27 protein-coding genes and 1 pseudogene are annotated in these 21,525 nt (G+C 59.9%); 13 read left to right on the plus strand and 15 right to left on the minus strand.

Annotated features, from left to right (window positions below):
* Positions 1-40: 40 nt before the first annotated feature.
* The 6 genes from WGT02_RS16685 to WGT02_RS16710 all read right to left on the minus strand — a co-directional run bounded on the left by WGT02_RS16685 (position 41) and on the right by WGT02_RS16710 (position 4,987).
* Complete coding sequence (locus tag WGT02_RS16685) at positions 41-1,612, minus strand: IS66 family transposase (protein WP_208245164.1); 1,572 nt, start codon at positions 1,610-1,612, stop codon at positions 41-43.
* Between the two features lie 54 nt (positions 1,613-1,666).
* A complete protein-coding gene (gene tnpB, locus WGT02_RS16690) occupies positions 1,667-2,020 on the minus strand; it encodes an IS66 family insertion sequence element accessory protein TnpB (RefSeq protein WP_208245162.1) in 354 nt (117 codons plus the stop codon).
* Positions 2,001-2,459, minus strand: a complete 459-nt coding sequence (locus WGT02_RS16695) for a transposase (protein ID WP_208245161.1) — start codon at positions 2,457-2,459, stop codon at positions 2,001-2,003. Before WGT02_RS16695 ends, tnpB begins: the two co-directional genes overlap by 20 nt.
* 606 nt (positions 2,460-3,065) lie before the next feature.
* Positions 3,066-3,908, minus strand: coding sequence for an aspartyl/asparaginyl beta-hydroxylase domain-containing protein (locus tag WGT02_RS16700; protein WP_024315728.1), 843 nt, complete (start codon positions 3,906-3,908; stop codon positions 3,066-3,068).
* 162 nt (positions 3,909-4,070) lie between these two features.
* A complete protein-coding gene (locus WGT02_RS16705) occupies positions 4,071-4,412 on the minus strand; it encodes an SMR family transporter (RefSeq protein ID WP_024315727.1) in 342 nt (113 codons plus the stop codon).
* A 14-nt stretch (positions 4,413-4,426) separates the two neighbouring features.
* Entirely contained in the window at positions 4,427-4,987 is a 561-nt protein-coding gene (locus tag WGT02_RS16710; RefSeq protein WP_208250575.1) for a TetR/AcrR family transcriptional regulator, read from the minus strand.
* A 146-nt stretch (positions 4,988-5,133) separates the two neighbouring features.
* Here WGT02_RS16710 and WGT02_RS16715 point away from each other — a divergent pair, with 146 nt between their 5' ends.
* Complete coding sequence (locus WGT02_RS16715; protein WP_024315725.1) at positions 5,134-5,523, plus strand: group II truncated hemoglobin; 390 nt, start codon at positions 5,134-5,136, stop codon at positions 5,521-5,523.
* Between the two features lie 8 nt (positions 5,524-5,531).
* Positions 5,532-5,900 (plus strand): DUF423 domain-containing protein, encoded by a 369-nt coding sequence (locus WGT02_RS16720; RefSeq protein WP_024315724.1) that lies wholly within the window; start codon positions 5,532-5,534, stop codon positions 5,898-5,900.
* On the opposite strand, the pseudogene WGT02_RS16725 reads toward WGT02_RS16720, so the two are convergent.
* The 6 genes and pseudogenes from WGT02_RS16725 to WGT02_RS16750 form a co-directional block, all read right to left on the minus strand.
* Positions 5,884-6,242, minus strand: a pseudogene (locus WGT02_RS16725) (VOC family protein). The gene WGT02_RS16720 and the pseudogene WGT02_RS16725 sit on opposite strands and share 17 nt — an antisense overlap.
* Positions 6,243-6,557 carry an antibiotic biosynthesis monooxygenase gene (locus WGT02_RS16730; RefSeq protein ID WP_208249894.1) on the minus strand — a complete coding sequence of 105 codons (315 nt, stop codon included), beginning with the start codon at positions 6,555-6,557 and terminating at the stop codon, positions 6,243-6,245.
* Positions 6,558-6,567: 10 nt separating this feature from the next.
* On the minus strand, positions 6,568-6,837 hold the full coding sequence (locus WGT02_RS16735; protein ID WP_208249892.1) for a hypothetical protein: 270 nt from the start codon (positions 6,835-6,837) through the stop codon (positions 6,568-6,570).
* Positions 6,834-7,241, minus strand: coding sequence for a DUF2325 domain-containing protein (locus WGT02_RS16740; RefSeq protein ID WP_024315721.1), 408 nt, complete (start codon positions 7,239-7,241; stop codon positions 6,834-6,836). Before WGT02_RS16740 ends, WGT02_RS16735 begins: the two co-directional genes overlap by 4 nt.
* A gap of 112 nt (positions 7,242-7,353) precedes the next feature.
* Positions 7,354-8,631 (minus strand): TonB family protein, encoded by a 1,278-nt coding sequence (locus tag WGT02_RS16745; protein WP_208249890.1) that lies wholly within the window; start codon positions 8,629-8,631, stop codon positions 7,354-7,356.
* A gap of 59 nt (positions 8,632-8,690) precedes the next feature.
* The gene (locus WGT02_RS16750) at positions 8,691-9,143 is read right to left on the minus strand and encodes a hypothetical protein (RefSeq protein WP_375679393.1); all 453 of its coding nucleotides are present in this window, start codon (positions 9,141-9,143) and stop codon (positions 8,691-8,693) included.
* A gap of 131 nt (positions 9,144-9,274) precedes the next feature.
* Between WGT02_RS16750 and hemP the strand changes: the two genes are divergently transcribed.
* The 7 genes from hemP (at position 9,275) to WGT02_RS16785 (ending at position 14,255) form a co-directional block, all read left to right on the plus strand.
* Positions 9,275-9,457: a hemin uptake protein HemP gene (gene hemP, locus WGT02_RS16755; protein WP_024315718.1), complete on the plus strand. Its 183-nt coding sequence runs from the start codon at positions 9,275-9,277 to the stop codon at positions 9,455-9,457.
* Between the two features lie 9 nt (positions 9,458-9,466).
* Entirely contained in the window at positions 9,467-10,519 is a 1,053-nt protein-coding gene (locus tag WGT02_RS16760) for a hemin-degrading factor (protein ID WP_024315717.1), read from the plus strand.
* Between the two features lie 7 nt (positions 10,520-10,526).
* Positions 10,527-11,423 (plus strand): hemin ABC transporter substrate-binding protein, encoded by an 897-nt coding sequence (locus WGT02_RS16765; RefSeq protein ID WP_208249886.1) that lies wholly within the window; start codon positions 10,527-10,529, stop codon positions 11,421-11,423.
* Positions 11,424-11,425: 2 nt separating this feature from the next.
* A complete protein-coding gene (locus WGT02_RS16770) occupies positions 11,426-12,538 on the plus strand; it encodes an iron ABC transporter permease (protein ID WP_024315715.1) in 1,113 nt (370 codons plus the stop codon).
* 10 nt (positions 12,539-12,548) lie between these two features.
* Positions 12,549-13,340: a heme ABC transporter ATP-binding protein gene (locus tag WGT02_RS16775; RefSeq protein ID WP_029710125.1), complete on the plus strand. Its 792-nt coding sequence runs from the start codon at positions 12,549-12,551 to the stop codon at positions 13,338-13,340.
* Between the two features lie 141 nt (positions 13,341-13,481).
* The gene (locus tag WGT02_RS16780) at positions 13,482-13,841 is read left to right on the plus strand and encodes a YqjD family protein (RefSeq protein ID WP_208250573.1); all 360 of its coding nucleotides are present in this window, start codon (positions 13,482-13,484) and stop codon (positions 13,839-13,841) included.
* Positions 13,842-13,850: 9 nt separating this feature from the next.
* On the plus strand, positions 13,851-14,255 hold the full coding sequence (locus WGT02_RS16785; RefSeq protein ID WP_024315713.1) for a hypothetical protein: 405 nt from the start codon (positions 13,851-13,853) through the stop codon (positions 14,253-14,255).
* A 94-nt stretch (positions 14,256-14,349) separates the two neighbouring features.
* Here WGT02_RS16785 and WGT02_RS16790 read toward each other — a convergent pair whose 3' ends face one another.
* Together WGT02_RS16790 and WGT02_RS16795 are read right to left on the minus strand one after the other, a co-directional pair.
* Positions 14,350-14,904: an RNA polymerase sigma factor gene (locus tag WGT02_RS16790; RefSeq protein ID WP_016554882.1), complete on the minus strand. Its 555-nt coding sequence runs from the start codon at positions 14,902-14,904 to the stop codon at positions 14,350-14,352.
* Positions 14,905-14,913: 9 nt separating this feature from the next.
* Complete coding sequence (locus WGT02_RS16795) at positions 14,914-15,075, minus strand: NepR family anti-sigma factor (RefSeq protein WP_225039840.1); 162 nt, start codon at positions 15,073-15,075, stop codon at positions 14,914-14,916.
* Between the two features lie 300 nt (positions 15,076-15,375).
* On the opposite strand from WGT02_RS16795, the gene WGT02_RS16800 reads away from it, so the two are divergent.
* The 4 genes from WGT02_RS16800 to preA all read left to right on the plus strand — a co-directional run bounded on the left by WGT02_RS16800 (position 15,376) and on the right by preA (position 20,487).
* Complete coding sequence (locus WGT02_RS16800; RefSeq protein ID WP_024315711.1) at positions 15,376-16,170, plus strand: response regulator; 795 nt, start codon at positions 15,376-15,378, stop codon at positions 16,168-16,170.
* 195 nt (positions 16,171-16,365) lie between these two features.
* Positions 16,366-17,373, plus strand: a complete 1,008-nt coding sequence (locus tag WGT02_RS16805) for a sensor histidine kinase (RefSeq protein WP_208250571.1) — start codon at positions 16,366-16,368, stop codon at positions 17,371-17,373.
* 366 nt (positions 17,374-17,739) lie between these two features.
* Positions 17,740-19,101, plus strand: coding sequence for an NAD(P)-dependent oxidoreductase (locus WGT02_RS16810; RefSeq protein WP_208249884.1), 1,362 nt, complete (start codon positions 17,740-17,742; stop codon positions 19,099-19,101).
* Positions 19,102-19,116: 15 nt separating this feature from the next.
* Positions 19,117-20,487 (plus strand): NAD-dependent dihydropyrimidine dehydrogenase subunit PreA, encoded by a 1,371-nt coding sequence (gene preA / locus WGT02_RS16815; protein WP_208249882.1) that lies wholly within the window; start codon positions 19,117-19,119, stop codon positions 20,485-20,487.
* Positions 20,488-20,566: 79 nt separating this feature from the next.
* Here preA and WGT02_RS16820 read toward each other — a convergent pair.
* A protein-coding gene (locus WGT02_RS16820; RefSeq protein WP_112334086.1) for an IS630 family transposase occupies positions 20,567-21,524 on the minus strand; the annotation gives its coding sequence in 2 pieces (ribosomal slippage) (positions 20,567-21,172 and positions 21,174-21,524; 957 coding nt in all).
* Position 21,525 lies beyond the last annotated feature (1 nt).

Here is a 21,525-nt window from a genome sequence, read left to right on the forward strand (position 1 = left end):
GCCCATTTGACGTGGGTCGCTTTGTGACGGCCCTATCGGATCAGGCAGCGGTAGTTTTGGCGAAGTTGAAGGGCAGCAAATCAGTGATGTCGGAATCTGTTGCGCGCTGCGGCAGTTCGGTAAGCACGTGGCGCAAGTAGGCCAAGGGTTCGATGCCGCAAGCTCGGCAGGTCAGCATTAGGCTGTAGACGACGGCACTGGCCCTCGCTCCGTCCACGGTGTCGCTGAACAGCCAGGATTTTCTGCCAGTGGCAAAAATTCTGATATCGCGCTCGAGTAGGTTGTTGTCGATCGGCATCCTGGCGTCTTCTGTGTAGCGCGTCAGGTAGTCCCACTGATTTAGGGTATAGGACACGGCATCGCCGATCTTGCTGTCGGGCAAGACCTTCGGGGCGATGTCGTTGAGCCATACCTTGAGAGCATTCAGGATGGGGACACTGTGTTGCTGGCGGAAACGGCGAATGCAATCGGCTTGCGTTTCGCCCTTGTCAGGCTTTGCGTTGCGCGCCTGGCTTTCAATCCGGTAGATCTGCTCGAAGAATTTCAGCGCCTGCTCCGGCGGACCGCCGCCTTTCTTTCTTGCCTTGAGGGCATCGACGAAGCGACGCCTGGAATGCGCCATGCATCCCAGATGGGTGGCCCCTGCCAGCGTGCGCCAGGCGGAATAGCCATCGCTCATCAGGATGCCGTGGTAATCGCCGAGGAAGGCCTGCGGATAAATCTGGCCGCGGCCGGGTTGATAATCGAGCAGCACGATCGGCTCGTCGCTGTCCTCTCCACTCCGATACGCCCACATGAATGATGTGCTGGTGGCCTCCCTGTCCTTTTCCTTCAGCACCTGGACCGTCGTCTCGTCGCCATGGATGATGGCTTGAGACCTGAGCCGCGATTTCAGCGCGTCATAGATGCGGGAGAGATGCCTCTCGCTCGAGCCGATCACCCAATGGCCCAGAGCACCGCGGCTGACGGGAACGCCGGCACGCTCGAAGGCCTGGGCCAGGCGGTAGAGCGGCGTGCCATCGACATATTTGTGAACAAGAGCAAATGCCAGCGTCGAGGCCGTGGCGATGCTGCCCGGCAAGGGCTGCGCGGGCATTGGCGCAAGGACAACAGGCGTGTTGATCCCGGTGCGATCGCAATGGCGGCAGGCATACTTGAGCCGCACATTCTGCAGGACCTTGGCCTTCACCTCGATGTGGAGCTGCTCGGTGACGGCCTCGCCCATGCGATGCATCTGGTGACGGCAGCAAGGACAGGCCTTCTGGTCGTCGGCAAGGTCATATTCGACGCGCTCGCGCGGCAGATGTTCCGGCAGGGGCTTGCGGCCACGTTTCTTGCCCTCTGGCTTCTCGATCGCCGCAAAGCCCGTGTCCGGCAGGTCGACGACCTCCCCATTGTCTCCGCCGGCGTCGTCTTCATCGGCAACCTGCTCGGCTTCATCGAAGAGGCGGTCCACGTGCTTTTCGCTTTTCGGCGCAAAACGATGAAGCCGCGCCAACACCAGTTCTTCCTCGAGCTTGACCACGCGTTCCGTGAGCTGACGGTTCTCCGCCTGCAGCGCCGCAATGCGCGCCATCAACTCCTCAACAGTGGGTTCGCCGGGTCGGATCATCAGATTCTTGAATCTGAACCGTTTCGCCCCGTCAACCGCAGACGTCGAGAACTGTCAGCCGGCGATCTGGTATTGCCGAACCGGATGGCGGACCATCGCGTCGATATCAATGCCGTCGAGAATCCAGTGTAATTGCTCGGTCGTCAGCGTTACCACCATCATCTCCCGACGTGGCCATCGGAACCGGTCTTCCGACAATCGCTTCAGCACCATCACAAAACCGGACCGATCGAAGAACAGGAGCTTCATCCGGTCACGGCGGCGATTGCAAAAGGCAAAGACCGCAGGCGCAAACGGATCGAGCTCCATCACCTCCTGCACCAGGACCGCAAGGCTGTTGATACCGGCCCGGAAGTCGATCGGCTCGCGGTGCAGGTAAACCTTGATATCAGCGCCCAGTCTGAACATGACCCAGAGCTCCGATGATCGCCGTCAACGCATCCACATCACCGCATTCCAGCGAAAGCTTCACGCCGTTCGGCAGCAACGCGCTGATTTTGGAAAAACCTGACAGATGGGCCGTCTTCTCCAGTGATGCCGGTTGTTCTTCACCATACGCGACCGGTATATCCAGCGAGCGCATCCCGACAGGCAGGCTGCCGTCTGCTGCGACGACCGGGATAAACGGCGAGCTTGCAGATACCGCCGACAAGCCAGCCTCCCTGGCCTCCTTGACCCACTTGCGTAGAAGGTTGGCATTGACCCCATGGCCAAGCGCAAGGCCTGATATAGAAACACCAGGCTGGAGGCAAGCCGTAACAAGCCGCGCCTTTGATCCTGGATCATAGCGCCGCCGACCATCACGCCCCACCAACCGCACACGCAGCTTCTGCTCTTCGTCATTCATATTTGGTGTCCACCTATTTCAAGTGGACACTTCATGCGGCAGAGAACTCAACGCGAAAAGGCGCATGGAAATGAGCGCTTACATATGAGTGCATGCGCGGCCGCCGTTTTCCTTTTGATGCGGCCAGGCGGCCGCGTCTCAACCGGCCTCATGCACTTAACCGTACCGGCTAACCACTCTATGAGCATCCTGTTGAAAACGTCTCTGATTGTGGCACCTTGCGGCCATGACAAGCATCCGCTCTCCGAAATATAGCGCCGAAGATATGCGACGCTCGCGAGAATGCGAAGCTGTCTGTAAAGTGGCGGTCACCGATATTGTCCGTCGCGCGGTAGCGGCGGGATGCGGGAAGAGGAAATCGCTCTTCATCTCGCAGATGCAGCAGACAATCATGTGATCTACCTGGCAACGAAGCCGGAAGCGCAGGCTGATGGCAGCCAACAGCAACTGACAGGCGTCGCTGTCGGCCGGTCCCGGACAAGCCGAATAGGCGTGTGCGCTCATCAAAACAGCCACATCGACGTGAACTCCAGACGCATTGTGGCGTGAGGCTCTCGATCGATCCCGGAAAAATGGCCCGGCCTCTTTTCGTCCAGCGATCGGCGTTTAATTCTGCGGTCTGTTTCTGAAGGCTTCCGCTTCCGCGTAGAACTTCTTTTCCCATTCCTTGTGCTTATCCAGCCCCTCACGAATGAAGGGCGTGAACACGGCGAGGTTCATCAGCACCCAATTGACGAAGCTGGCCGGGAACTTCAAAGGCTTCACGAAGTCGACAAAGAGCACCACGCGCGTCTTGTCGGTGTGGTTCCAGGCCTCGTGCTCATAAGCATCATCAAAGATCAGGACTTTTCCCTCCTGCCAGTGGCAGATCTGGTCCTTCACCCGGATAGCAAGCTTGTCCGACGGTTCCGGTACGATTATGCCGAGATGCAGGCGAAGCACGCCATTGTAAGGTCCGCGATGCGCCGGCAGGTGTTTGCCGGGCTCGAAGATCGAGAACATGGCGGTTTTCAATCCCGGTATCTTTTGCACCGCCTCCCAGGTTTGCGGGCACGCCTTGATGTTCTGTTGCGACGTCACACCGAACCCGACGAGGAAGAATGTCTTCCAGCCGCTATCACTTGTAATCGTCTTCACGTCAGTCGAGATGTCCTGGAATGTCGGCAGTTCGCTCTGCCGCACGAGCACACGGTCCAGTTCGGACCGGATCTGCGGCCACGCCTTCTCCATCTCGGCGGCCCAGGGGAACGTCGTGGTATCATAGACCGGCGGATTGCCGAGCTCGGCATATCTGAAGTTCAGCTTTTCGGCCCATGCGACGATACCCATGAAGAAGCGCGTGATCGCGCTCGGCCGATCCATCGGCGCGATGCCGGCAGTGTTAAAGGATTGGCCCTTGGTTGCGGATGGATTTTCAGAAAGGTCTGCGTCAGCGGTACCGTCGGTCATGGGTTGTCCAATTCGTAGAATAGGCTGTGAAAAGTTCAAGAAGATATGGATATGGCGCCATTTTTCACAAGCCCGCGCGGCGGCGGTCAAATGTCGCGACGACATTCGGGGGATCGCAGCGGGTCAAGGTGGCGCGCCAGATGATCCCGGATGCGGGCGAAATCAATGGGAGACGGATTTTGAGAAAAGATTGACCACCAGCACGCCGACGACGATCAGCCCCAGCCCGATGATCGCCGGCGCATCGAGCCGCTGCTTGAAATAGATGAGGCCGACAGCGGAAATCAGCACGATGCCGAGCGCGCTCCAGATTGCATAGGCGATGCCGACGGGAATGACCTTCAGCGTTATCGACAGGCAATAGAACGCGGCAGCGTAGCAGATGACCAGAACAGCCGTCGGCCCGACGCGGGTGAACTGCTGCGACAATTGCAGCGCCGTCGTGCCAATGACCTCCAGCGCGATCGCAGCAAAGAGCAGCGCGTAGACGACAGCGGGAGCCATGGCGGGGTCCTACTCTACTTGTTGGTGAGTTCGACGAGACGGGCAATCAGCGCATGCCGATCGCCGCCGTTGTCATGGCTGCCGAGCATGTCGGCAAGCCAGAGGCCGTCAGCCGCAAACCGAACGATCTGCGCATCGACGGACGAATCCGTGCCGACGTATTCCTCCGTCCGCTCCTGCACCCACGCGCGCCAGCGATGCCGAAGCCGTGGCTCAGCAAGCAACGCGACCGTGACCTGAGCCCAATGGGCCGCCTCGTCGGAACTCTCCCTGAGATCGGCGACGGCACGCAGATAGGCCCTGCTGAAACGGCCATGCGGCACCGGGTCTTCACGCATGCGATCATTGATATCAGCGTCAAAACGATCCAGGAGGCTTTCGAAAAGGGCATCCAGCAGCGCATTCTTCGTCGGGAAGTGGTGCAACAGTCCGCCCTTGCTGACCCCTGAGGCGCCGGACACGGCATCCAGTGTCACAGCAGCCATACCGTGCTCCATCGTCAGGCGAGCGGCCACATCCAGCAACTGCTGGCGCACAATGAGAGGCTGTTTGCGGCGATGATGAGCGAGTGACATCTCCATAAAAGATACCGTCCAGACGGTTTTGTCAAGAAATTTGTCACCGGCAGACCGGCGACGGGCGAATTGCCGCGTACTGATCCAGGCGGTTGCGGTCGTCTTCCTCGCAGTGCATTAAGAGTTGGATTTCGAGGAATGTAACCGTGACGGAAAAAGTCATTACCCTTTACGAGGCAATTGGCGGCGGCGCGGCCGTGCGTGCGCTGGCGCACCGCTTCTATGAGCTGATGGATACGCTGCCCGAGGCCCACCATGTCCGCGCCGTCCATCCGCCATCACTGGACGGCAGCCAGGAGAAATTCTACGAATACCTGACAGGGTATTTCGGCGGCCCACCGCTCTACACCGACAAGCGCGGCCATCCACGCCTCAGAAGCCGACATTTCGTTGCCAAGATCGGTCCCGTGGAACGCGACGAATGGCTGCTCTGCTTTCGCCGCGCACTTGAGGAAACCATCGCCAATCCGAAGCTGCGCGAGATCATCCTGCCGCCCATCGAACGGCTCGCATATCACATGCAGAACAAGGAATAGGACCAGCCATGACGCTGAACGCGCGTATTGCGCCGCTACTTTATCTGTTTGCCGGCCTGTTCGGCTTTGCCGGCGTGGCGCTGGCGGCTGCCGCAGCGCATGGCGGCGACGACGCGCATCTCGTCGCTTCGGCCTCGGCAATGTGCCTGGCGCACGGTCCTACCCTGCTTGCCCTTGCCATCGGCGCCGAGAAGCTGAGGACCGCATGGCTTGCCGGCATACTGATAGGTGCTGGTACACTTCTGTTTGCCGGCGATCTCGTCGCTTTGCGCTATGCGGGTTCCGGTTTGTTTCCGATGGCCGCACCCACGGGCGGATTTGCCATGATGTTCGGCTGGCTGGCGATCGCGGTGGGCGCCTTCATCCGCCGAGGCTGATCGATGAGCTGACGGGTATGCGCTCAAACCGAAAGCAGATTGCCATGCGGGTCATGGATATAGCATTCTTCCATACCCCAAGGCCGTCGCTCGAGCGGGGTCAGAGGCACTTATTCGGCATGCAGCGCGGCAATTCGACCGCCACGCAGTAGACGGCCGTCGCCTCGCATAGCGCTCGCTCGCGCGCCAGCTGCAACTCCATCTCGTCGCGACGCAGGATCAGACAGTCTGGAGACTGGTGGATGATCCGGTCGAAGCCAAGATCGTCACGATAAAAGGCCAGCGTCTCGGCGATGGCAGCACCGGCAGGACTTCGACACGATCCGGGTCCTGCTCGGCCATTCAGATGCCGGCCACGACGTTGAAGCCTTCGAAAACCGGCGGCCCCTTGTACATTGCCATGCGCTCACCGGCACTGCGGTGTGCGGCGCGAAAGTTTTCGGACTTCGTCCAGTTCACGAAGTCCTCCTCGCTCTGCCAGAGGGTGTGCGAGGAAAACAGCGTGTAATCCTCCTGCGTATTCGTCCTGCCCCGCAGCAGGCGGAACTCGACGAAGCCTGGAACCTGCGAGAGGCTGGAATCGCGATTGCGCCAGACATCCTCGAAGGATGCCTCCGATCCGATCGCAACCTTGAAGCGGTTCATCGCAATATACATGGCAGGATCCTTACCCTTTGCCTTTCACGCCAGCGCGCTCAGGCGCGCAGGCCACAACATTATTGCCGTTTGCAGCCTCCAAACCAAGCGGCTTTTCCGGCTGCTGCCCGGGCATCCGTGCCTCCCAGAGCGGAAACTCCGACACGTTGGGATAGTCTCTCCGCCGCTCAACATTGCGCAGCAGCAGATCGTAAAGCTCCGGCACAAGGCCGTCACCTCTTTGAGCGGCAAGCTTGTGCAGGCCGATCATCATGACCCCGTCAGGGCGTTCTTCATTCATCGGGAATTGTCTCGTTCGTTCATTGTCTGCAGCGCGCGTTCCAGACTGGACTTGCTGCCGTTTCGAAGCGGGATGAAAGCCTTGCCGAATTTCTTGCAGCCCGTCTTCACGCGCAGGCAGGCATCGTGGCTGATACAGTCGATCGGGCAAAAGACGCAGTCGACCGAGGGAAGCACGGTATCGATGCGGGAGACGGCCTCGCGCAAACCACCGTCGTGGTGGATCAGCTCTGCCCCAAAGTTGCTTGCGATCTGGCGAAGATGCGCCACCTGGCAGTCCCGTCCGCCGACATACAGGAAACTGCGTCCATCAAGTTTGGACCGCCCGGACGCTTCCTGAACCGTCTCGATATTCGCATTGACGCGGATTTCGCGGTTGGAACCCTTCTTCGTCTTTCGAGCCATTGCCCACCCGTTCGCTCGTTGATCGTCACACGAACCCTGCGTGTGCGAGCGGACCTTATTAAACTTGATTTTTAGAGTAAAGTATAAAGTTGATTATCACAGTCATATTTTATCAGCGCCCCCCAACCTGAAACGGGAGAGTAAACGACCAAGCCGGTTTTCCCGCGGGCAGCGGCTGAAACGGTGCGGCGCGGTGGACGGCATCGACAGTCACTTGATCCAGCTGCGTGTTTCCCGAGCTTCGCGCGACTCTAACGCTGCTCAAGGCGCCTGAGGAAACGATTGTCAGGCTAAGCGAGACGCTCGCTGGCTCGCGCTTTAGCGCGGAGGGAACCCTAAGCGCACGGAGAACGCGGGACCGCACTTTGCCGGGATAGTTGGCGACAGCCGCACTACCTGCACCGCCGCTGTTGCCAGCGCCGCGCGAGTTCTGGCTCGACGTTGCCGTTTCCGTTCCGTCCACCAATCCCTTCTTGGAGTCCTGCTTGTTTTCACCGCCCGACCCCGCAGATGGTTTTGCCTTCTTAGACGGCTCCTTCTTCTCGACCGGCTTTTTGACAGGCTTTTGCGCCTTCGGCTTGGGTTCAAGCGTCGGCTTATCCGGTTGCGGAGCGACCGCCGCTGTTTCCATCGGCTGGACCGGCTTAACCTCCTGCGGTGCGGCCTGGGCAACGGGAGGCGTCTCGGCAGGAACCTCCGGCGGCACTTCGGTCGCCATCGGCTGCACCACGGATGTCTCGGCAGGCGATAGCGAGGTCAGGACTTCGGATTGCGCGGCAACGACGTTTTCCGGGGAAACGCGCGTGACCTCTTGCGCCGGCGCAACAGCCACCGGTTCTTTGGGCTCTGTCTCCGTCGGCATCATCGCAGTCGGCTGCACAGTCTGCGTCTGAACGGTCTCGGCCACGATCTCCTCAGGCGGTGGCTCTTCAGCTTTTTCGCCTGCGGCCGCCTGGTCCGCCTCTGAATCGCCAAGGATAATAACACTCACCACCTCGCCGGCCTCTTCAACCGGATCGTGAGGTGTGACCACGAACCCGACGACCAGGATCGCGATGACAGCCACATGGCAAGCAAGAGAGCTGAGACAAGCCATCACCGCATGACGCTGATGTGGTCTTGCGCTCTCATCCTTTTCGACGCTGGCATCCATCGATGGCGCGGCAGTGACGGTGTTGCTCGCACTCTGCGGATCCTGCGGGAAGGATTCAATCAATGCCAGGCGGGCGTAGTGGATGGAGACCTCGGCGGCCGGCTGGCGCGGCACGTTACGAAGATCCGACAATTCATGCCCGGGATGCATGCCGGGATTGTTGTCGTTCATTCCGCTGTCGGCGACCGGCTCCTCAACGAGAATGACTCTCGATTTGGATTTTGCTGAAACTGCCATTTGTGCCTGCCTCGGCCCGTTGAAACAGAAAGCCGCCGGCTGTCATGCCGGCGAACCACTCAACCCTCGAAAGGAATGGAAACCTGTGAACGGGTGACAAGACCCTTCATGCACTCTCCCGTGGCCGGGCCGTCGCAAACCGGCGCATCGTTGATCAACAGGCGCGTCACGCTCTCGCATGTGACGTTCGGCATGTCGAACTGGCGCACGCGCTTCTTGCCTTGCGGCAGATCGCGGAAGTCCAACACGGTCACCCGGTCGACCGCATTCCTGTCGTTGAAGAAAGCAAGCTCGAAGGAGATCTTGTTGATCGGCGCGGCGAGATTGTTGAGCGCAACGAAGGTCATCGTGCAGCCCCTCTGCGAGGGCGCGAGGCCGTTCAGCTCGACCTCGAGGGCTTTGGCCGGCGACGCCGCTGCAGCATCCTGAGCAAGAACCTGTGACGCACTCGCAACCACGATCAGACCGCTCGTCAAAAGCGCTGCAATCTTGCTCACTGCTATTTCCTCCATCATTAGACTCTAAACTTGAGTTGCAAACTCCGCTATTGCGTCATTAAAAAATGATGACTATGAGAGTCAAGATAATTATGGATTTTCCCGGCGTTGGGCGCCGCGGATCGAGCGGACATAACCGACCGACAATGATGGTTGAGAAGCCAGATACCTTTCGTCACGCGTCGCTGCAGCGCGAACCAACGGCAGAAATGCGCGTTTTGGAAAGTGCAGACATTTTTCGCGGAGCGACCGAGATCATGATCCGTCACGATGGCGTGGTCTACCGCATGAAAATCACCCGTCAGGGCAAACTCATTCTCAATAAGTAGGGCTAGGACATGACTGAGACCACGAAACCGGCTCCCGCCGACATTCGCGCATTTCGCGCAGAAAATCCGAAGATGCGTGAGCGCGATATCGCGGCTCAGCTTCAGATTTCCGAAGCCGCGCTCGTCGCGGCCGAGGTTGGCATCAGCGCAACCCGCATCGATGGCAGCGCTTTGAAGCTTCTGCAGCGGGTCGCTGAACTCGGCGAGGTCATGGCCCTTTCTCGCAACGAAAGCGCCGTTCACGAGAAGATCGGCGTTTACGAAAACATCACCGCCGGACCGCACGCCTCGATCGTCCTTGGGGAAAACATCGACTTGCGCATTTTCCCCAATCGCTGGGCGCACGGCTTTGCTGTTTCCAAGAGAGACGGCGAACAGGAGCGTCTCAGCCTGCAATACTTCGACAAGGCTGGAAACGCAGTTCACAAGGTCCATCTTCGCCCGAACTCGAATGTCGAGGCTTATCACGCCATCGTCCGGGATCTGACGCTTGAGGATCAGTCGCAGGAATTCGTCGCCGATCCGACACCCTCGTCGATAAACGAGAGCGGCGAGGTCACGCGCGACGAGCTACGCCAGCACTGGAGCAAGCTCACCGACACGCATGAGTTCTTTGGGATGCTGCGCAAGCTGAAGATCGGTCGCCAGGTCGCCGTCCGCACTGTCGGCGACGACTATGCCTGGCAGCTCGACAACACGGCGACGGCAGAGATGATGCACGCTTCGGTCAAGGCAGGCCTGCCTGTCATGTGCTTCGTGGCCAACAACGGAATCGTCCAGATCCATTCCGGCCCGATCGTCAACGTGCAGCCGATGGGTCCGTGGATCAACGTTCTCGATCCGACCTTCCACTTGCACCTTCGTCAGGATCACATTGCCGAGACCTGGGCCGTGCGCAAGCCGACGAAGGACGGCCATGTGACCTCGCTCGAGGCATACAATGCCGATGGCGAAATGATCATCCAGTTCTTCGGCAAGCGGAAGGAAGGCACCGAGGAGCGCGACGACTGGCGCTCCATCATGGAAACCCTGCCGCGCACAGGAACAAGCGTCGCGGCGTGAGAAGGGGTTGAAGATGCGTAAGGAACCGCGCCACAAGCGGCTTTGGGCACTGGCGTTTTCGGCGGCGGCGATCGTGCTGTCGCTGGCTCCCGTCTCGGATGCCCTGGCGGCCGAGAAACTGGATACGACGCGCCTCGTATCGGTCGGCGGCGACGTCACCGAGATCGTCTACGCGCTGGGTGAGCAGGATCGGTTGATCGCCCGCGACACGACGAGCATGTATCCCGAAGCTGCGATGAAGCTGCCCGACGTCGGCTACATGCGCGCCCTGTCGCCGGAAGGCATCCTTGCGATGAACCCGACGGCCATCATCGCCATCGAAGGATCCGGACCTCCGGAGGCACTGAATGTTCTAAAGAGCGCCAGCGTTCCGTTCGAGACCGTCCCGAATGCCTATACGCGTGAGGGCATCCTCGCGAAGATCGACCGCGTCGGCGAACTTCTTGGGCAGCCGGACAAGGCAAAGGCATTGGAAGAAAGGGTCGGCGCAGACCTCGACGCGGCGATTTCCGACGCCAAGAAGCGGCCCGAAAGCGAGCGCAAGCGTGTCCTCTTTATCCTCAGCATGCAGGGCGGCAAGATCATGGCATCCGGTACCGGCACTGCCGCCGACGGCATCATCAAGCTTTCGGGCTCCGTCAATGCCGTGGGCAACGTCCCCGGCTACAAGCCGCTGACCGACGAAGCGATCGTGGAAGCAAAGCCCGACGTCATTTTGATGATGAACCGCGGCGATGGTTCGGGTACTGGCAATGAAGACCTTCTCAAGCAGCCCGCACTGGCCCTGACACCGGCGGCGCAGAACAAGGCGATCCTCCGTATGGACGGCCTGCACCTGCTTGGTTTCGGCCCCCGCACTGCAGGCGCCGTCCGTGAGTTGAACGCGGCGATCTACGGGAACTGACGATGGCTCTTCAGGACGCCATGGGACAGAAGCGTGCGATGTTTTCGCTGACAGGTCTGCGGGAGCGTCACAGGACGGGCGATCGCAGCCGCCTCGCCCTGCTGGCGATCGTTCTGCTTGCGGTCGGCTCCGTCCTGTCCCTGTTGTTTTCGGTGACAACGGGCGCTTCCAACGCCTCGTTCCTCGACGTCATTGCCAAGGTGGCCGGTTCAGATGATGCGCTGAACGCACGCGATCGGATCATCATCTTTGATATCCGCATGCCCCGCGCGATCCTGGGTTTCCTGGTCGGTGGATCGCTTGCCGTCTCGGGCGCCATCATGCAGGGCCTGTTCCGCAATCCGCTTGCCGATCCTGGACTTGTCGGCGTGTCCTCAGGGGCCAGTCTCGGCGCAGTGGTGATCATCGTGCTCGCCAGCACCTTTGCCGCACCGCTCTACACGCTGCTCGGCATCTACGCACTGCCGATCGCAGCCTTCTGCGGCGGCCTCGCCAGCACGTGGCTGCTCTACCGGATCGCAACTGGGTACGGCCAGACCTCGGTTGCCACGATGCTGCTTGCCGGCATCGCGCTCGGCTCGCTTGCCGGTGCGCTCACCGGGCTTTTGATCTACATGGCCAATGATCAGCAACTGCGAGACCTCACTTTCTGGGGGATGGGATCACTTGCTGGAGCGACATGGGCAAAGATTGCCGCCGCAGCGCCAATCATTCTTCTCTCCTTTGCCGCCATACCGTTCATGGCCCGGGGCCTGAACGCCATCACGCTCGGCGAAGCGACGGCTTTTCACATGGGCGTCCCCGTCCAGCGGCTGAAGAATATCGCCATCGTCAGCGTTGCCGCTGCAACTGGTGCTTCGGTCGCGGTGAGTGGGGGCATCGGTTTCGTCGGCATTGTGGTTCCGCATGTGCTGCGAATGTCGATCGGCCCCGATCACCGCTTCCTGCTGCCAGCCTCCGCCCTTCTCGGCGGCTCGTTGCTGATTTTCGCCGATGTCCTTGCGAGGACGATCGTCGCGCCGGCCGAACTGCCGATCGGCATCATTACGGCGGCCGTCGGCGGCCCGTTCTTCCTGTGGATTCTGTTGCGGCATCGCGCACGCCTTGCCCTTTGAGTATCGAGCAATGATCGAAGTATCCGGCGTTTCCGTACGCCTTTCCGGCAAGACCATCGTTCGTCAGGTCGGCTTTACCGCACGGGCTGGTCAGCTGACGGCGATTGCCGGTCCGAACGGTTCAGGCAAGACGACCACGATGAAGGCCGTCTCGGGCGAACTCCCCTACGCGGGCACCATTCGCCTCAATGGGCAGGATGTGAGCGCGCTGCAGCCATGGCAGCTGGCGACGATGCGTGGCGTGCTGCCGCAGGCAAGCACCATCTCCTTCCCGTTCATGGTGCGCGAAGTGGTCCGGATGGGCTTGACCACTGGCGTCAATCGTAACCCTGATAAAGTGGAACAGATTGCCGCCAATGCACTGACGGCTGTCGACCTCGAGGGCTTCGAAGGACGCTTCTATCAGGAGCTTTCGGGCGGTGAGCAGCAGCGCGTACAGCTCGCCCGCGTTCTGTGCCAGATCGCCGAGCCGGTCATCGACGGAAAGCCGTGCTGGCTCCTGCTCGACGAGCCGGTATCGAGCCTCGACATCAGCCATCAGTTGACCATCATGACATTGGCGCGCAAATTCTGCGAAGCTGGCGGCGGCGTCATCGCAGTCATGCACGACCTCAACCTGACTGCGCTCTTCGCCGACGAGATGATCCTCATGAAATCAGGGCAAGTGGCTGCGGCTGGTGGCGTCCGCGACGTGCTGACGGATGAGACCATGGAAACCGTCTTTGGCTGTGCCCTGCGGATCAACCAGGTTCCAGCGGACGGCACACCCTTCGTCCTTGCCCACAGTGCAGTTCAGACCTGATACAATCCAGCGTAGCGGAACTTTTGAGAAGCGGCCGCGTTAAGCAATTGATGATGTGGGTCATTGCCGGGCGACAATCTTCATGCAACCTTCGGCGGCGGCCCTGTGTTGAACCAGGCCGCGTCAGAGCGCGCCTTACCGATGGAGAAAATCGTGGCCTCTTCGCTCCTCCACCCCCTCCGCAGCCGGCGCAATGGCGGCACGCTTCACAACATTGAATCCACCATCGAAGAGCAGATCGAAACTCTTCGCGACGACATCGCGGCCCTGACGAAGATCGCTGGAAAGCAATCGCGCAAGTCGGGTGATCGACTTCGCTATCAGGCAGCAGCCGGCTACGACGATCTACTCTCCCGCAGCGAGGACCTGATCCACGAATTGCAGGAGGGTTACCTACGCGGCGCGCATGAAGTGCGCAACACGGTACGCCGGCACCCTGTAGCCACCATCGGGGCGGCGGCAGCCTTCGGGCTTGTCCTCGCCCTCCTTGCCCGCCGTTAAGGAGACGAGATGCTCTTTTCGCTCCTCAGCCTGCTGGTAGGCACGAGTGTTCACCGAACCGTTGCGCGGACGAAGCGCAACGGTATTTTCGTGGCGATTGCCGTCGTACTCTTGTTGACCGCCTATACACTCGCCGTCGTTGCCGGCGCGATATGGCTCTCCGGCATTTATGGACCCATAGGCGCGGCGCTATTCCTGGCTGCAGCAGCGCTGCTGATCGCGATCGTCGTCCTCGTTATCATGATGGTGATCAATGCGCAGGAAGCGCGCCGTGCGGCGGAGCGCAGACAGGCGCTGGAATCGCTTGCGGCCGCCGGTATAGGCCTCATCCGCGCCCAGCCGTTGCTGACGGCGGGTGTTCTCGCAGCCGTGGTCGCGGCCAACCTCTTGGGCTCCAAGCGCAACGACGACTGACACTCCATCGTTCACCCGAAAAAAGGCCGGCCGTTCACCCGAAAAAAGGCCGGCGCCGTGAGGCCGCCGGTCTTTTTGGGTCGAGCTGGGCATGTCAGAAGGCGAAGGCTTTGGACGTCAGCGGCGAGGATGTTGCATCTGGCCCGAAATCGGCCTCGCCGGAAATCTGAAGCAGTTCCTGGAGACGCTGGCGGGCGCGATTGACGCGGCTCTTGATCGTGCCGACGGCACATCCGCAGATTTCCGCGGCTTCTTCGTAGGAGAACCCCGATGCGCCGACCAGAATGATCGCTTCACGCTGGTCCGGGGGCAGCTGATCGAGCGCCTTCTTGAAATCCTGAAGATCGAGCGCGCCATACTGCGACGGGTGCATCGCCATCGACTCGGTGAACAAGCCATCGCTATCCTGGATTTCGCGTCCGCTCTTGCGCATCTGGCTGTAAAGCTCGTTGCGCAGGATGGTAAAGAGCCAGGCCTTCATGTTGGTGCCCATCTCGAAATGATCCTGCTTTGCCCAGGCCTTCATGATCGTGTCCTGAACAAGATCGTCCGCCCGGTCATGCCGGCCAATCAGCGAGATGGCAAAGGCTCGCAGACTCGGTAGCGACGCAAGGAGCTCGCGCTTGAAGCTTGGTTGCTGCTTTTCCATGGAGCCACCTTACTTCGCGGCCTTGGCCGAAGCGACCAGTTCAGCCTGGTCAAGCTTCTCGAGCAAATCGAGAAAGCGCTCCGGAATCGCTTCTTCCTGCACGGCAGCATAAAGCGATCGTAACTTCACCCCGATCTGGCTGTTCGGGTCCAGGATATCGCTTGCGCGCATTTCCAGCCGCTGCCGATCTTTTTCATTCTTGCGTGTCGTCATCAATCGTCACTTTACTCGTTATCCGCCCGTTCTGCCACGCCGCCTTGATTAAGTTCGTCTTAACTACATCAGCCGCTTGGGCCGGCTGATTGGCGAACATCCCGTCGCGTGTCATGAAACAAATGCGATGAGCCCTCTAGTTTGTAGGCACGATAATGCTGCTGAGAAAAAAAAGTTCCTACATATCAGGAACATTTTTACAGTCCGTCGCGTTTTAATCGCCATTGAGGCCTCTCACCGGCCTATTGGGAGCTATAAATGACACTTTCGACTCGAATTGCGCCGCACCTTCCTTATCTGCGTCGTTATTCCCGCGCGCTTACTGGAACGCAAACGTCGGGCGACGCGTATGTAGCCGCCGTCCTCGAGGCGATCATTACCGATATATCCATTTTCCCGGATACCGCGGATGACCGCGTTGCATTGTACAAACTTTTCACCACGCTGTTTGGTTCCGTCACAGTCCAGATCCCTGAACCTGCCTCGCCTTACGCGTGGGAGCAGCGCGCAACGCTGAACCTCGCCAAGGTTTCGCCGCTCGCGCGCCAGGCTTTTATCCTCGCCTCCGTCGAGAACTTCCGGGTTGGAGAGATTGCCGAGATCCTGGGCGTGGAAGAGGACGAAGTCGTCAGCCTGCTCGACAACGCATCGCGCGAAATCTCTCGCCAGGTTGCCACGGACGTCATGATCATCGAGGACGAGCCGCTGATCGCGATGGACATCGAACAAATGGTGGAAAGCCTCGGCCACCGGGTGACCGGCATCGCCCGTACGCATGCCGAAGCGGTTGCGCTTTATAACAGGACCCGGCCGGGCATGGTTTTGGCAGATATCCAGCTTGCCGACGGCAGCTCCGGCATCGATGCGGTCAACGACATTCTCAAGACTGCGAGCGTGCCGGTGATCTTCATCACCGCCTTTCCCGAGCGACTGCTGACGGGCGAACGGCCGGAGCCGACCTTCCTGGTCACGAAGCCGTTCAATCCGGACATGGTCAAGGCATTGATCAGTCAGGCACTTTTCTTCAACCAATCCACCAAGGCCGCCGCCTGAAGAAATGGCGACTTGAGGAACAAAGGGAACGGGAATGCGTTTCGGTGAATCTGGAACGCTTTTCCGGCCTTAAGGTTTTTTTTTAGCGCTTTCTTCTAGGATAAGCTTCCCGATCAATGGGCACCCTCCTCCGCCGTGAGGAAAGATCAAAATGGGAAAGGCGACTAGGTGAACAGGAATGAACCAGTGCCCGGCATGTCCTTCGCGCCGGAAGGCAGAGTGGTTCTACTGCAGCGCGCGCTCGCAAGTGCCGGGATTTCAGTGATCTACCAGGATCCTGGCCTGTCGATCATCTATGCCGATAACCTTCCTGCGTATTTTCAGCCGCTTGCAATACCGGGCGGAACTGACGTAGATCTCTTCGGCGAGACACATGGGCGCAACCTGGAGAAGCTGAAGCAGCAGGTATTCGAAACCGGGAAGCAGATGACAGCCGAGGTCGACATTTCGATCGACGGGGAAATGCGCACGTACGAACTGAAGATCCAGCGCGCTGGCACGGATCACGCCATGGGCATCCTCTCCGTCATATCCGAGGTGACGGAGGCACGGCATCGCGAAAAGGTGCTGAAGTCCCTTCTTCGCGAGCTATCGCACCGCTCGAAGAACCTTCTGGCCATTATTCAGGGCATCGCCACACAAACGGCCCGCAACACCATATCGCTGGATAGCTTTCTGGCGAAATTCCGCGGGCGATTGCAATCGCTGTCGAATTCGCAAGACTTGATTACTGACTCCAGTTGGCGCGGTGCCTTCCTGTTCGAACTGGCTGAAAAGCAGTTCGCCCCCTATTGGCCTGAGACCGCAGGACCGCTGCCGATCTCCGGGATAAACGTCCACCTGACACCCAATGCCGCCGTGCATGTCGGCCTGGCGCTGCACGAATTGATCGTCAATTCGGCTTCCTATGGAGCGATCGCTGGCAGCAAACCTGCTGTCACCTTGAGCTGCCACGAAGTGGCCTCTGCCGGGCGAAAGGCAATCGAGGTTTCATGGGCGGAGACGCTGTGCGATCCGACAGAGATTCATGAATTCAGCGACAACAGCTTCGGCAAGACGGTGCTCGAGCGCGTCGTCCCCTCCTCGGTAAACGGCAAGGCCGAACTCACGCTGGTACCAGGCCGGATCGAATATCATCTGGTCATCCCCGACGCCGAGTTCGAAATTCTCCGGCGTCCTCCTCGACAGGCAGCAATGCGCTAAACGAAGAACAGCCAGTGCGAGGGCGGCGCACCGGCTGTTCTTTCACTCATCGGGAGGGGACCGTGAGTAGGTCCGAACGATGTTTTGGGGGCGCGCATGTTGGGTCGATGCGGTCATCGTTCGGATACCGCAGTAACGGGCAAGTATCCGAATGGTTCCCCGAACGGACGAGAAAAAATCGATTTTTTCATTTTTTATTTCAAGGACGCGGCCAAGGGCGGACGGCGCTCCGAAACCAGCAAAAATAGCCCTATTAAAACAATATGATAAACGGCATGCATCGCAAAAATTTTACCGTTTGATAAATTTTTTAACCTGAGTTACGCTTCCCCCTACTGGCCGTTTACCAATAATGAGGGAACTTCAATGGAACGACTGGGAACTGGGATTCGTGCAGGCCGGCTTTCGCCCGCCGAGTACGAGTCGAACTTCTCCGATCTTCATCCGCGCCTCGACAAGCACGAGGCGCTGGTGGCAGCCGACCGCTGCTATTTCTGCTACGACGCGCCGTGCATGACGGCCTGTCCCACCTCCATCGACATTCCGCTCTTCATCCGGCAGATCGCCACCGGCAATCCGCTCGGATCGGCCAAGACGATCTTCGACCAGAATATCCTGGGCGGCATGTGCGCTCGCGTCTGTCCCACCGAAGAGTTGTGCGAGCAGGCCTGCGTGCGCAACACGGCAGAAGAGCGACCCGTCGAAATCGGCCGCCTGCAGCGCTACGCCACCGACACGGCCATGCAGGCAGACAAGCAGTTTTACAGCCGCCCCGCTCTGACCGGAAAGACGATTGCCGTCGTCGGCGCGGGCCCGGCAGGTCTTGCCGCTGCCCATCGCCTCGCCGTGAAGGGCCATGACGTCGTCATCTACGACGGAAGGCCGAAGTCAGGCGGCCTCAACGAATATGGCATCGCCACCTACAAGACAGTCGACGACTTCGCGCAGCAGGAAGTGGACTACGTTCTGGCGATCGGCGGCATTGAAGTCCGCCACGACCAGCAACTTGGCCGTGATTTCTCTCTCGCCGATCTGCAATCGCGATATGACGCCGTTTTCGTCGGCATCGGCCTTGCCGGTGTCAATGCGCTACGTCTCGAAGGCGAAAATCTACCGGGCGTGGATGATGCCGTCGACTTCATCGCCAGCCTGCGCCAGGCCGCAAGCAAGGGCGAGATTGCGATCGGCCGCCGCGTCGTCGTTCTCGGCGGCGGCATGACGGCAATCGATGCCGCCGTGCAGGCCAAGCTGCTCGGCGCAGAGGAAGTGACGATCTGTTATCGCCGCGGCAAGGAACATATGAACGCCTCGGAGTTCGAGCAGGATCTCGCCACCTCGAAGGGCGTCATCATCCGCCATTGGCTGGCGCCGAAGTCCATTCTCGCAAAGGACGGCAAGGTCGCCGCGATCGAGGTTGAATATACCAAGCTCGTCGATGGCCGCCTGTCGACAACCGGCGAGACCGGGGTCATCGCCGCCGACCAGATCTTCAAGGCGATCGGCCAGACCTTCGATGCCGCCGGCCTCGGCGCGCTGCGCATGGAGTCCGGACGCATCGCCATCGATGCGCAAGGCAAGACGTCGTTGGACGGCATCTGGGCCGGCGGCGATTGCGTCTTCGGTGGTGACGATCTCACCGTCTCGGCCGTCGCGCAGGGCCGCGATGCCGCCGAATCCATCAACCGCATGCTTGCTGCCGGTGCGCAGCCGGCCGTTGCCGTCGCGTGAAGGGGAGAATGAACAATGGCTGATCTCCGCAATAATTTCGTCGGCATCAAGTCGCCCAACCCGTTCTGGCTGGCCTCCGCACCGCCGACCGACAAGGCCTACAACGTCGAACGCGCCTTCAAGGCCGGCTGGGGCGGCGTCGTCTGGAAGACGCTCGGCGAGGAAGGCCCGCCGGTCGTCAACGTCAACGGCCCGCGCTACGGCGCGATCTGGGGCGCCGACCGCCGCCTGCTGGGCTTGAACAATATCGAGCTCATCACCGATCGCGACCTCTACACCAACCTGCGCGAAATGAAGCAGGTGAAGATGAACTGGCCGGACCGGGCGCTGATCGCCTCGATCATGGTCCCGTGCGAGGAAAACGCCTGGAAATCGATCCTGCCGCTGGTCGAGGAAACCGGCGCCGATGGCATCGAGCTCAATTTCGGCTGTCCGCACGGCATGTCCGAGCGCGGCATGGGCTCCGCGGTCGGGCAGGTGCCGGAGTACATCGAAATGGTCGTGCGCTGGTGCAAGCAGTACACGCGCATGCCCGTGATCACCAAGCTGACGCCCAACATCACTGACATCCGCAAGCCGGCGCGCGCTGCCAAGGCCGGCGGAACCGACGCGGTCTCGCTGATCAATACGATCAACTCGATCACCGCGGTCAACCTCGACACCTTCTCGCCGGAGCCGTCCATCGACGGACGTGGCAGCCACGGCGGCTATTGCGGCCCGGCGGTCAAGCCGATCGCGCTCAACATGGTGGCCGAGATCGCCCGCGATCCGGAAACCTACGGCCTGCCGATCTCGGGTATTGGCGGCGTAACGACCTGGCGCGATGCGGCCGAGTTCCTGGCGCTCGGCGCCGGCAACGTGCAGGTCTGCACGGCAGCGATGACCTATGGCTTCAAGATCGTGCAGGAGATGATCACGGGTCTGTCCGACTGGATGGACGCCAAGGGCCACCGCAATCTCGACGATATCACCGGCCGCGCAGTGCCGAATGTTTCCGACTGGCAGTATCTCAACCTCAACTACATCGCCAAGGCGAAGATCGATCAGGATGCCTGCATCAAATGCGGCCGCTGTCACATCGCCTGCGAAGATACCTCGCACCAGGCGATTACCCAGTTCGTCAATGGCGTGCGCCACTTCGAGGTTATGGACGACGAATGCGTCGGCTGCAATCTCTGCGTCAACGTCTGCCCGGTCGAGAACTGCATCACCATGGAAAAGCTCCCCGCCGGCGACCTCGACAAGCGCACCGGCAAGATCGTCGATCCGAACTACGCCAACTGGACGACCCATCCGAACAACCCGATGGCCCGCCAGGCCGCGGCGGAATTGACGCCGCGGCATTGCGTGCTGAGCGCGACCCGCCTCCTGTGGACGACCTTATGAATCTCTCGCCGCGCAGACCCGCAGCTGCTGGTTTCCTGTGACAAGCACAGGAACGAGGAGGGGCTAGAGCGCCGTACCTTTAATCGAACCCATAGCCTGCGGCTGTAAAATAGTTTCGACATTCTTGGCTGTTGAAGAGGTTGCAGATGGATCCGAGCGCATTTGAGAGTGCGTCAAACGTGCGAGCGGCGGCGGCTCGGAGATGGGCCTTAATTTTGGCGAAGGCCATTTCGATCGGGTTCAAATCTGGCGAATAAGACGGCAGAAACAGGAGCCACGCACCAACTTCCTTGAGGCAGGCTTTGGCTTTATCGCTCTTGTGAACGCGAAGATTATCCAGGATGACGACATTGCCTGGTTCGAGTGTCGGCGCAAGCTGGGTCTCGATGTAGGTGTCGAAGATTTCCCGGTTCATCGGCCTGTCAATAATCCAGGGCGCAGTAAGACCGAAACAGCGCAAGCCTGCAATGAATGTCTGTGTCCCCCAGTGGCCAAAGGGCGCATCCGTGATGAGACGCTCGCCGCGCGGGGAGCGCCCACGCAGTCTCACCATCTTTGTGTTCACCGAGGTTTCGTCCAAGAAAACAAGTCGATGCGGTTCAAATCGCATCCGGGGTTGGCGTTTCGAAATCCAGACATCACGATCCTTTCGGATATCAGCGCGAGCGCGTTCCGACGCCATTATCTGTTTTTTTATATGTGTATCCCTGCGTTATCAAAAACCGCGACAGGGACGATGGTGGAATAACCAATCCATGTTCATCCTCAAGGCGACGGGCAAGCTCTGGCATGGTGATATCCGGTTTGCCTTCGACCTGTGCGACCAGGAAATCGCGAAACGCCGACAGTTTCCCTGCACCTGGTGGCCTTCCTTGACGCGCGGGGGTTATCAGCCCAGTCCGCTCCCGGCGTTGCAGCAGCTTGATCGCACTGCTGTCGCTGATTGCGAAATGACGGGCAGCGGCTCGCCGTGATTGGCCGCTAGCGACCATGGAAACAACACGCTGACGAAGATCAACAGAATGAGATTTACCCATG

Source organism: Rhizobium sp. T1470, assembly GCF_042140505.1.
Lineage (GTDB): Bacteria > Pseudomonadota > Alphaproteobacteria > Rhizobiales > Rhizobiaceae > Rhizobium > Rhizobium favelukesii.

Excerpts from the sequence above, each read along its gene's own strand:
- WGT02_RS16730 (WP_208249894.1), bottom strand. The coding sequence starts at position 6,557 with ATGTATATTGCGATGAACCGCTTCAAGGTTGCGATCGGATCGGAGGCA.
- WGT02_RS16785 (WP_024315713.1), top strand. The coding sequence starts at position 13,851 with ATGCTCTTTTCGCTCCTCAGCCTGCTGGTAGGCACGAGTGTTCACCGA.
- tnpB (WP_208245162.1), bottom strand. The coding sequence starts at position 2,020 with ATGTTCAGACTGGGCGCTGATATCAAGGTTTACCTGCACCGCGAGCCG.
- WGT02_RS16720 (WP_024315724.1), top strand. The coding sequence starts at position 5,532 with ATGACGCTGAACGCGCGTATTGCGCCGCTACTTTATCTGTTTGCCGGC.
- WGT02_RS16705 (WP_024315727.1), bottom strand. The coding sequence starts at position 4,412 with ATGGCTCCCGCTGTCGTCTACGCGCTGCTCTTTGCTGCGATCGCGCTG.
- WGT02_RS16775 (WP_029710125.1), top strand. The coding sequence starts at position 12,549 with ATGATCGAAGTATCCGGCGTTTCCGTACGCCTTTCCGGCAAGACCATC.
- WGT02_RS16780 (WP_208250573.1), top strand. The coding sequence starts at position 13,482 with ATGGAGAAAATCGTGGCCTCTTCGCTCCTCCACCCCCTCCGCAGCCGG.
- hemP (WP_024315718.1), top strand. The coding sequence starts at position 9,275 with ATGATGGTTGAGAAGCCAGATACCTTTCGTCACGCGTCGCTGCAGCGC.
- WGT02_RS16735 (WP_208249892.1), bottom strand. The coding sequence starts at position 6,837 with ATGAATGAAGAACGCCCTGACGGGGTCATGATGATCGGCCTGCACAAG.
- WGT02_RS16810 (WP_208249884.1), top strand. The coding sequence starts at position 17,740 with ATGGAACGACTGGGAACTGGGATTCGTGCAGGCCGGCTTTCGCCCGCC.
- WGT02_RS16695 (WP_208245161.1), bottom strand. The coding sequence starts at position 2,459 with ATGAATGACGAAGAGCAGAAGCTGCGTGTGCGGTTGGTGGGGCGTGAT.
- WGT02_RS16745 (WP_208249890.1), bottom strand. The coding sequence starts at position 8,631 with ATGGCAGTTTCAGCAAAATCCAAATCGAGAGTCATTCTCGTTGAGGAG.
- WGT02_RS16685 (WP_208245164.1), bottom strand. The coding sequence starts at position 1,612 with ATGATCCGACCCGGCGAACCCACTGTTGAGGAGTTGATGGCGCGCATT.
- WGT02_RS16740 (WP_024315721.1), bottom strand. The coding sequence starts at position 7,241 with ATGGCTCGAAAGACGAAGAAGGGTTCCAACCGCGAAATCCGCGTCAAT.
- WGT02_RS16700 (WP_024315728.1), bottom strand. The coding sequence starts at position 3,908 with ATGACCGACGGTACCGCTGACGCAGACCTTTCTGAAAATCCATCCGCA.
- WGT02_RS16750 (WP_375679393.1), bottom strand. The coding sequence starts at position 9,143 with ATGGAGGAAATAGCAGTGAGCAAGATTGCAGCGCTTTTGACGAGCGGT.
- WGT02_RS16770 (WP_024315715.1), top strand. The coding sequence starts at position 11,426 with ATGGCTCTTCAGGACGCCATGGGACAGAAGCGTGCGATGTTTTCGCTG.
- preA (WP_208249882.1), top strand. The coding sequence starts at position 19,117 with ATGGCTGATCTCCGCAATAATTTCGTCGGCATCAAGTCGCCCAACCCG.
- WGT02_RS16795 (WP_225039840.1), bottom strand. The coding sequence starts at position 15,075 with ATGCGCGCAAGCGATATCCTGGACCCGAACAGCCAGATCGGGGTGAAG.
- WGT02_RS16805 (WP_208250571.1), top strand. The coding sequence starts at position 16,366 with ATGTCCTTCGCGCCGGAAGGCAGAGTGGTTCTACTGCAGCGCGCGCTC.
- WGT02_RS16760 (WP_024315717.1), top strand. The coding sequence starts at position 9,467 with ATGACTGAGACCACGAAACCGGCTCCCGCCGACATTCGCGCATTTCGC.
- WGT02_RS16790 (WP_016554882.1), bottom strand. The coding sequence starts at position 14,904 with ATGGAAAAGCAGCAACCAAGCTTCAAGCGCGAGCTCCTTGCGTCGCTA.
- WGT02_RS16710 (WP_208250575.1), bottom strand. The coding sequence starts at position 4,987 with ATGTCACTCGCTCATCATCGCCGCAAACAGCCTCTCATTGTGCGCCAG.
- WGT02_RS16800 (WP_024315711.1), top strand. The coding sequence starts at position 15,376 with ATGACACTTTCGACTCGAATTGCGCCGCACCTTCCTTATCTGCGTCGT.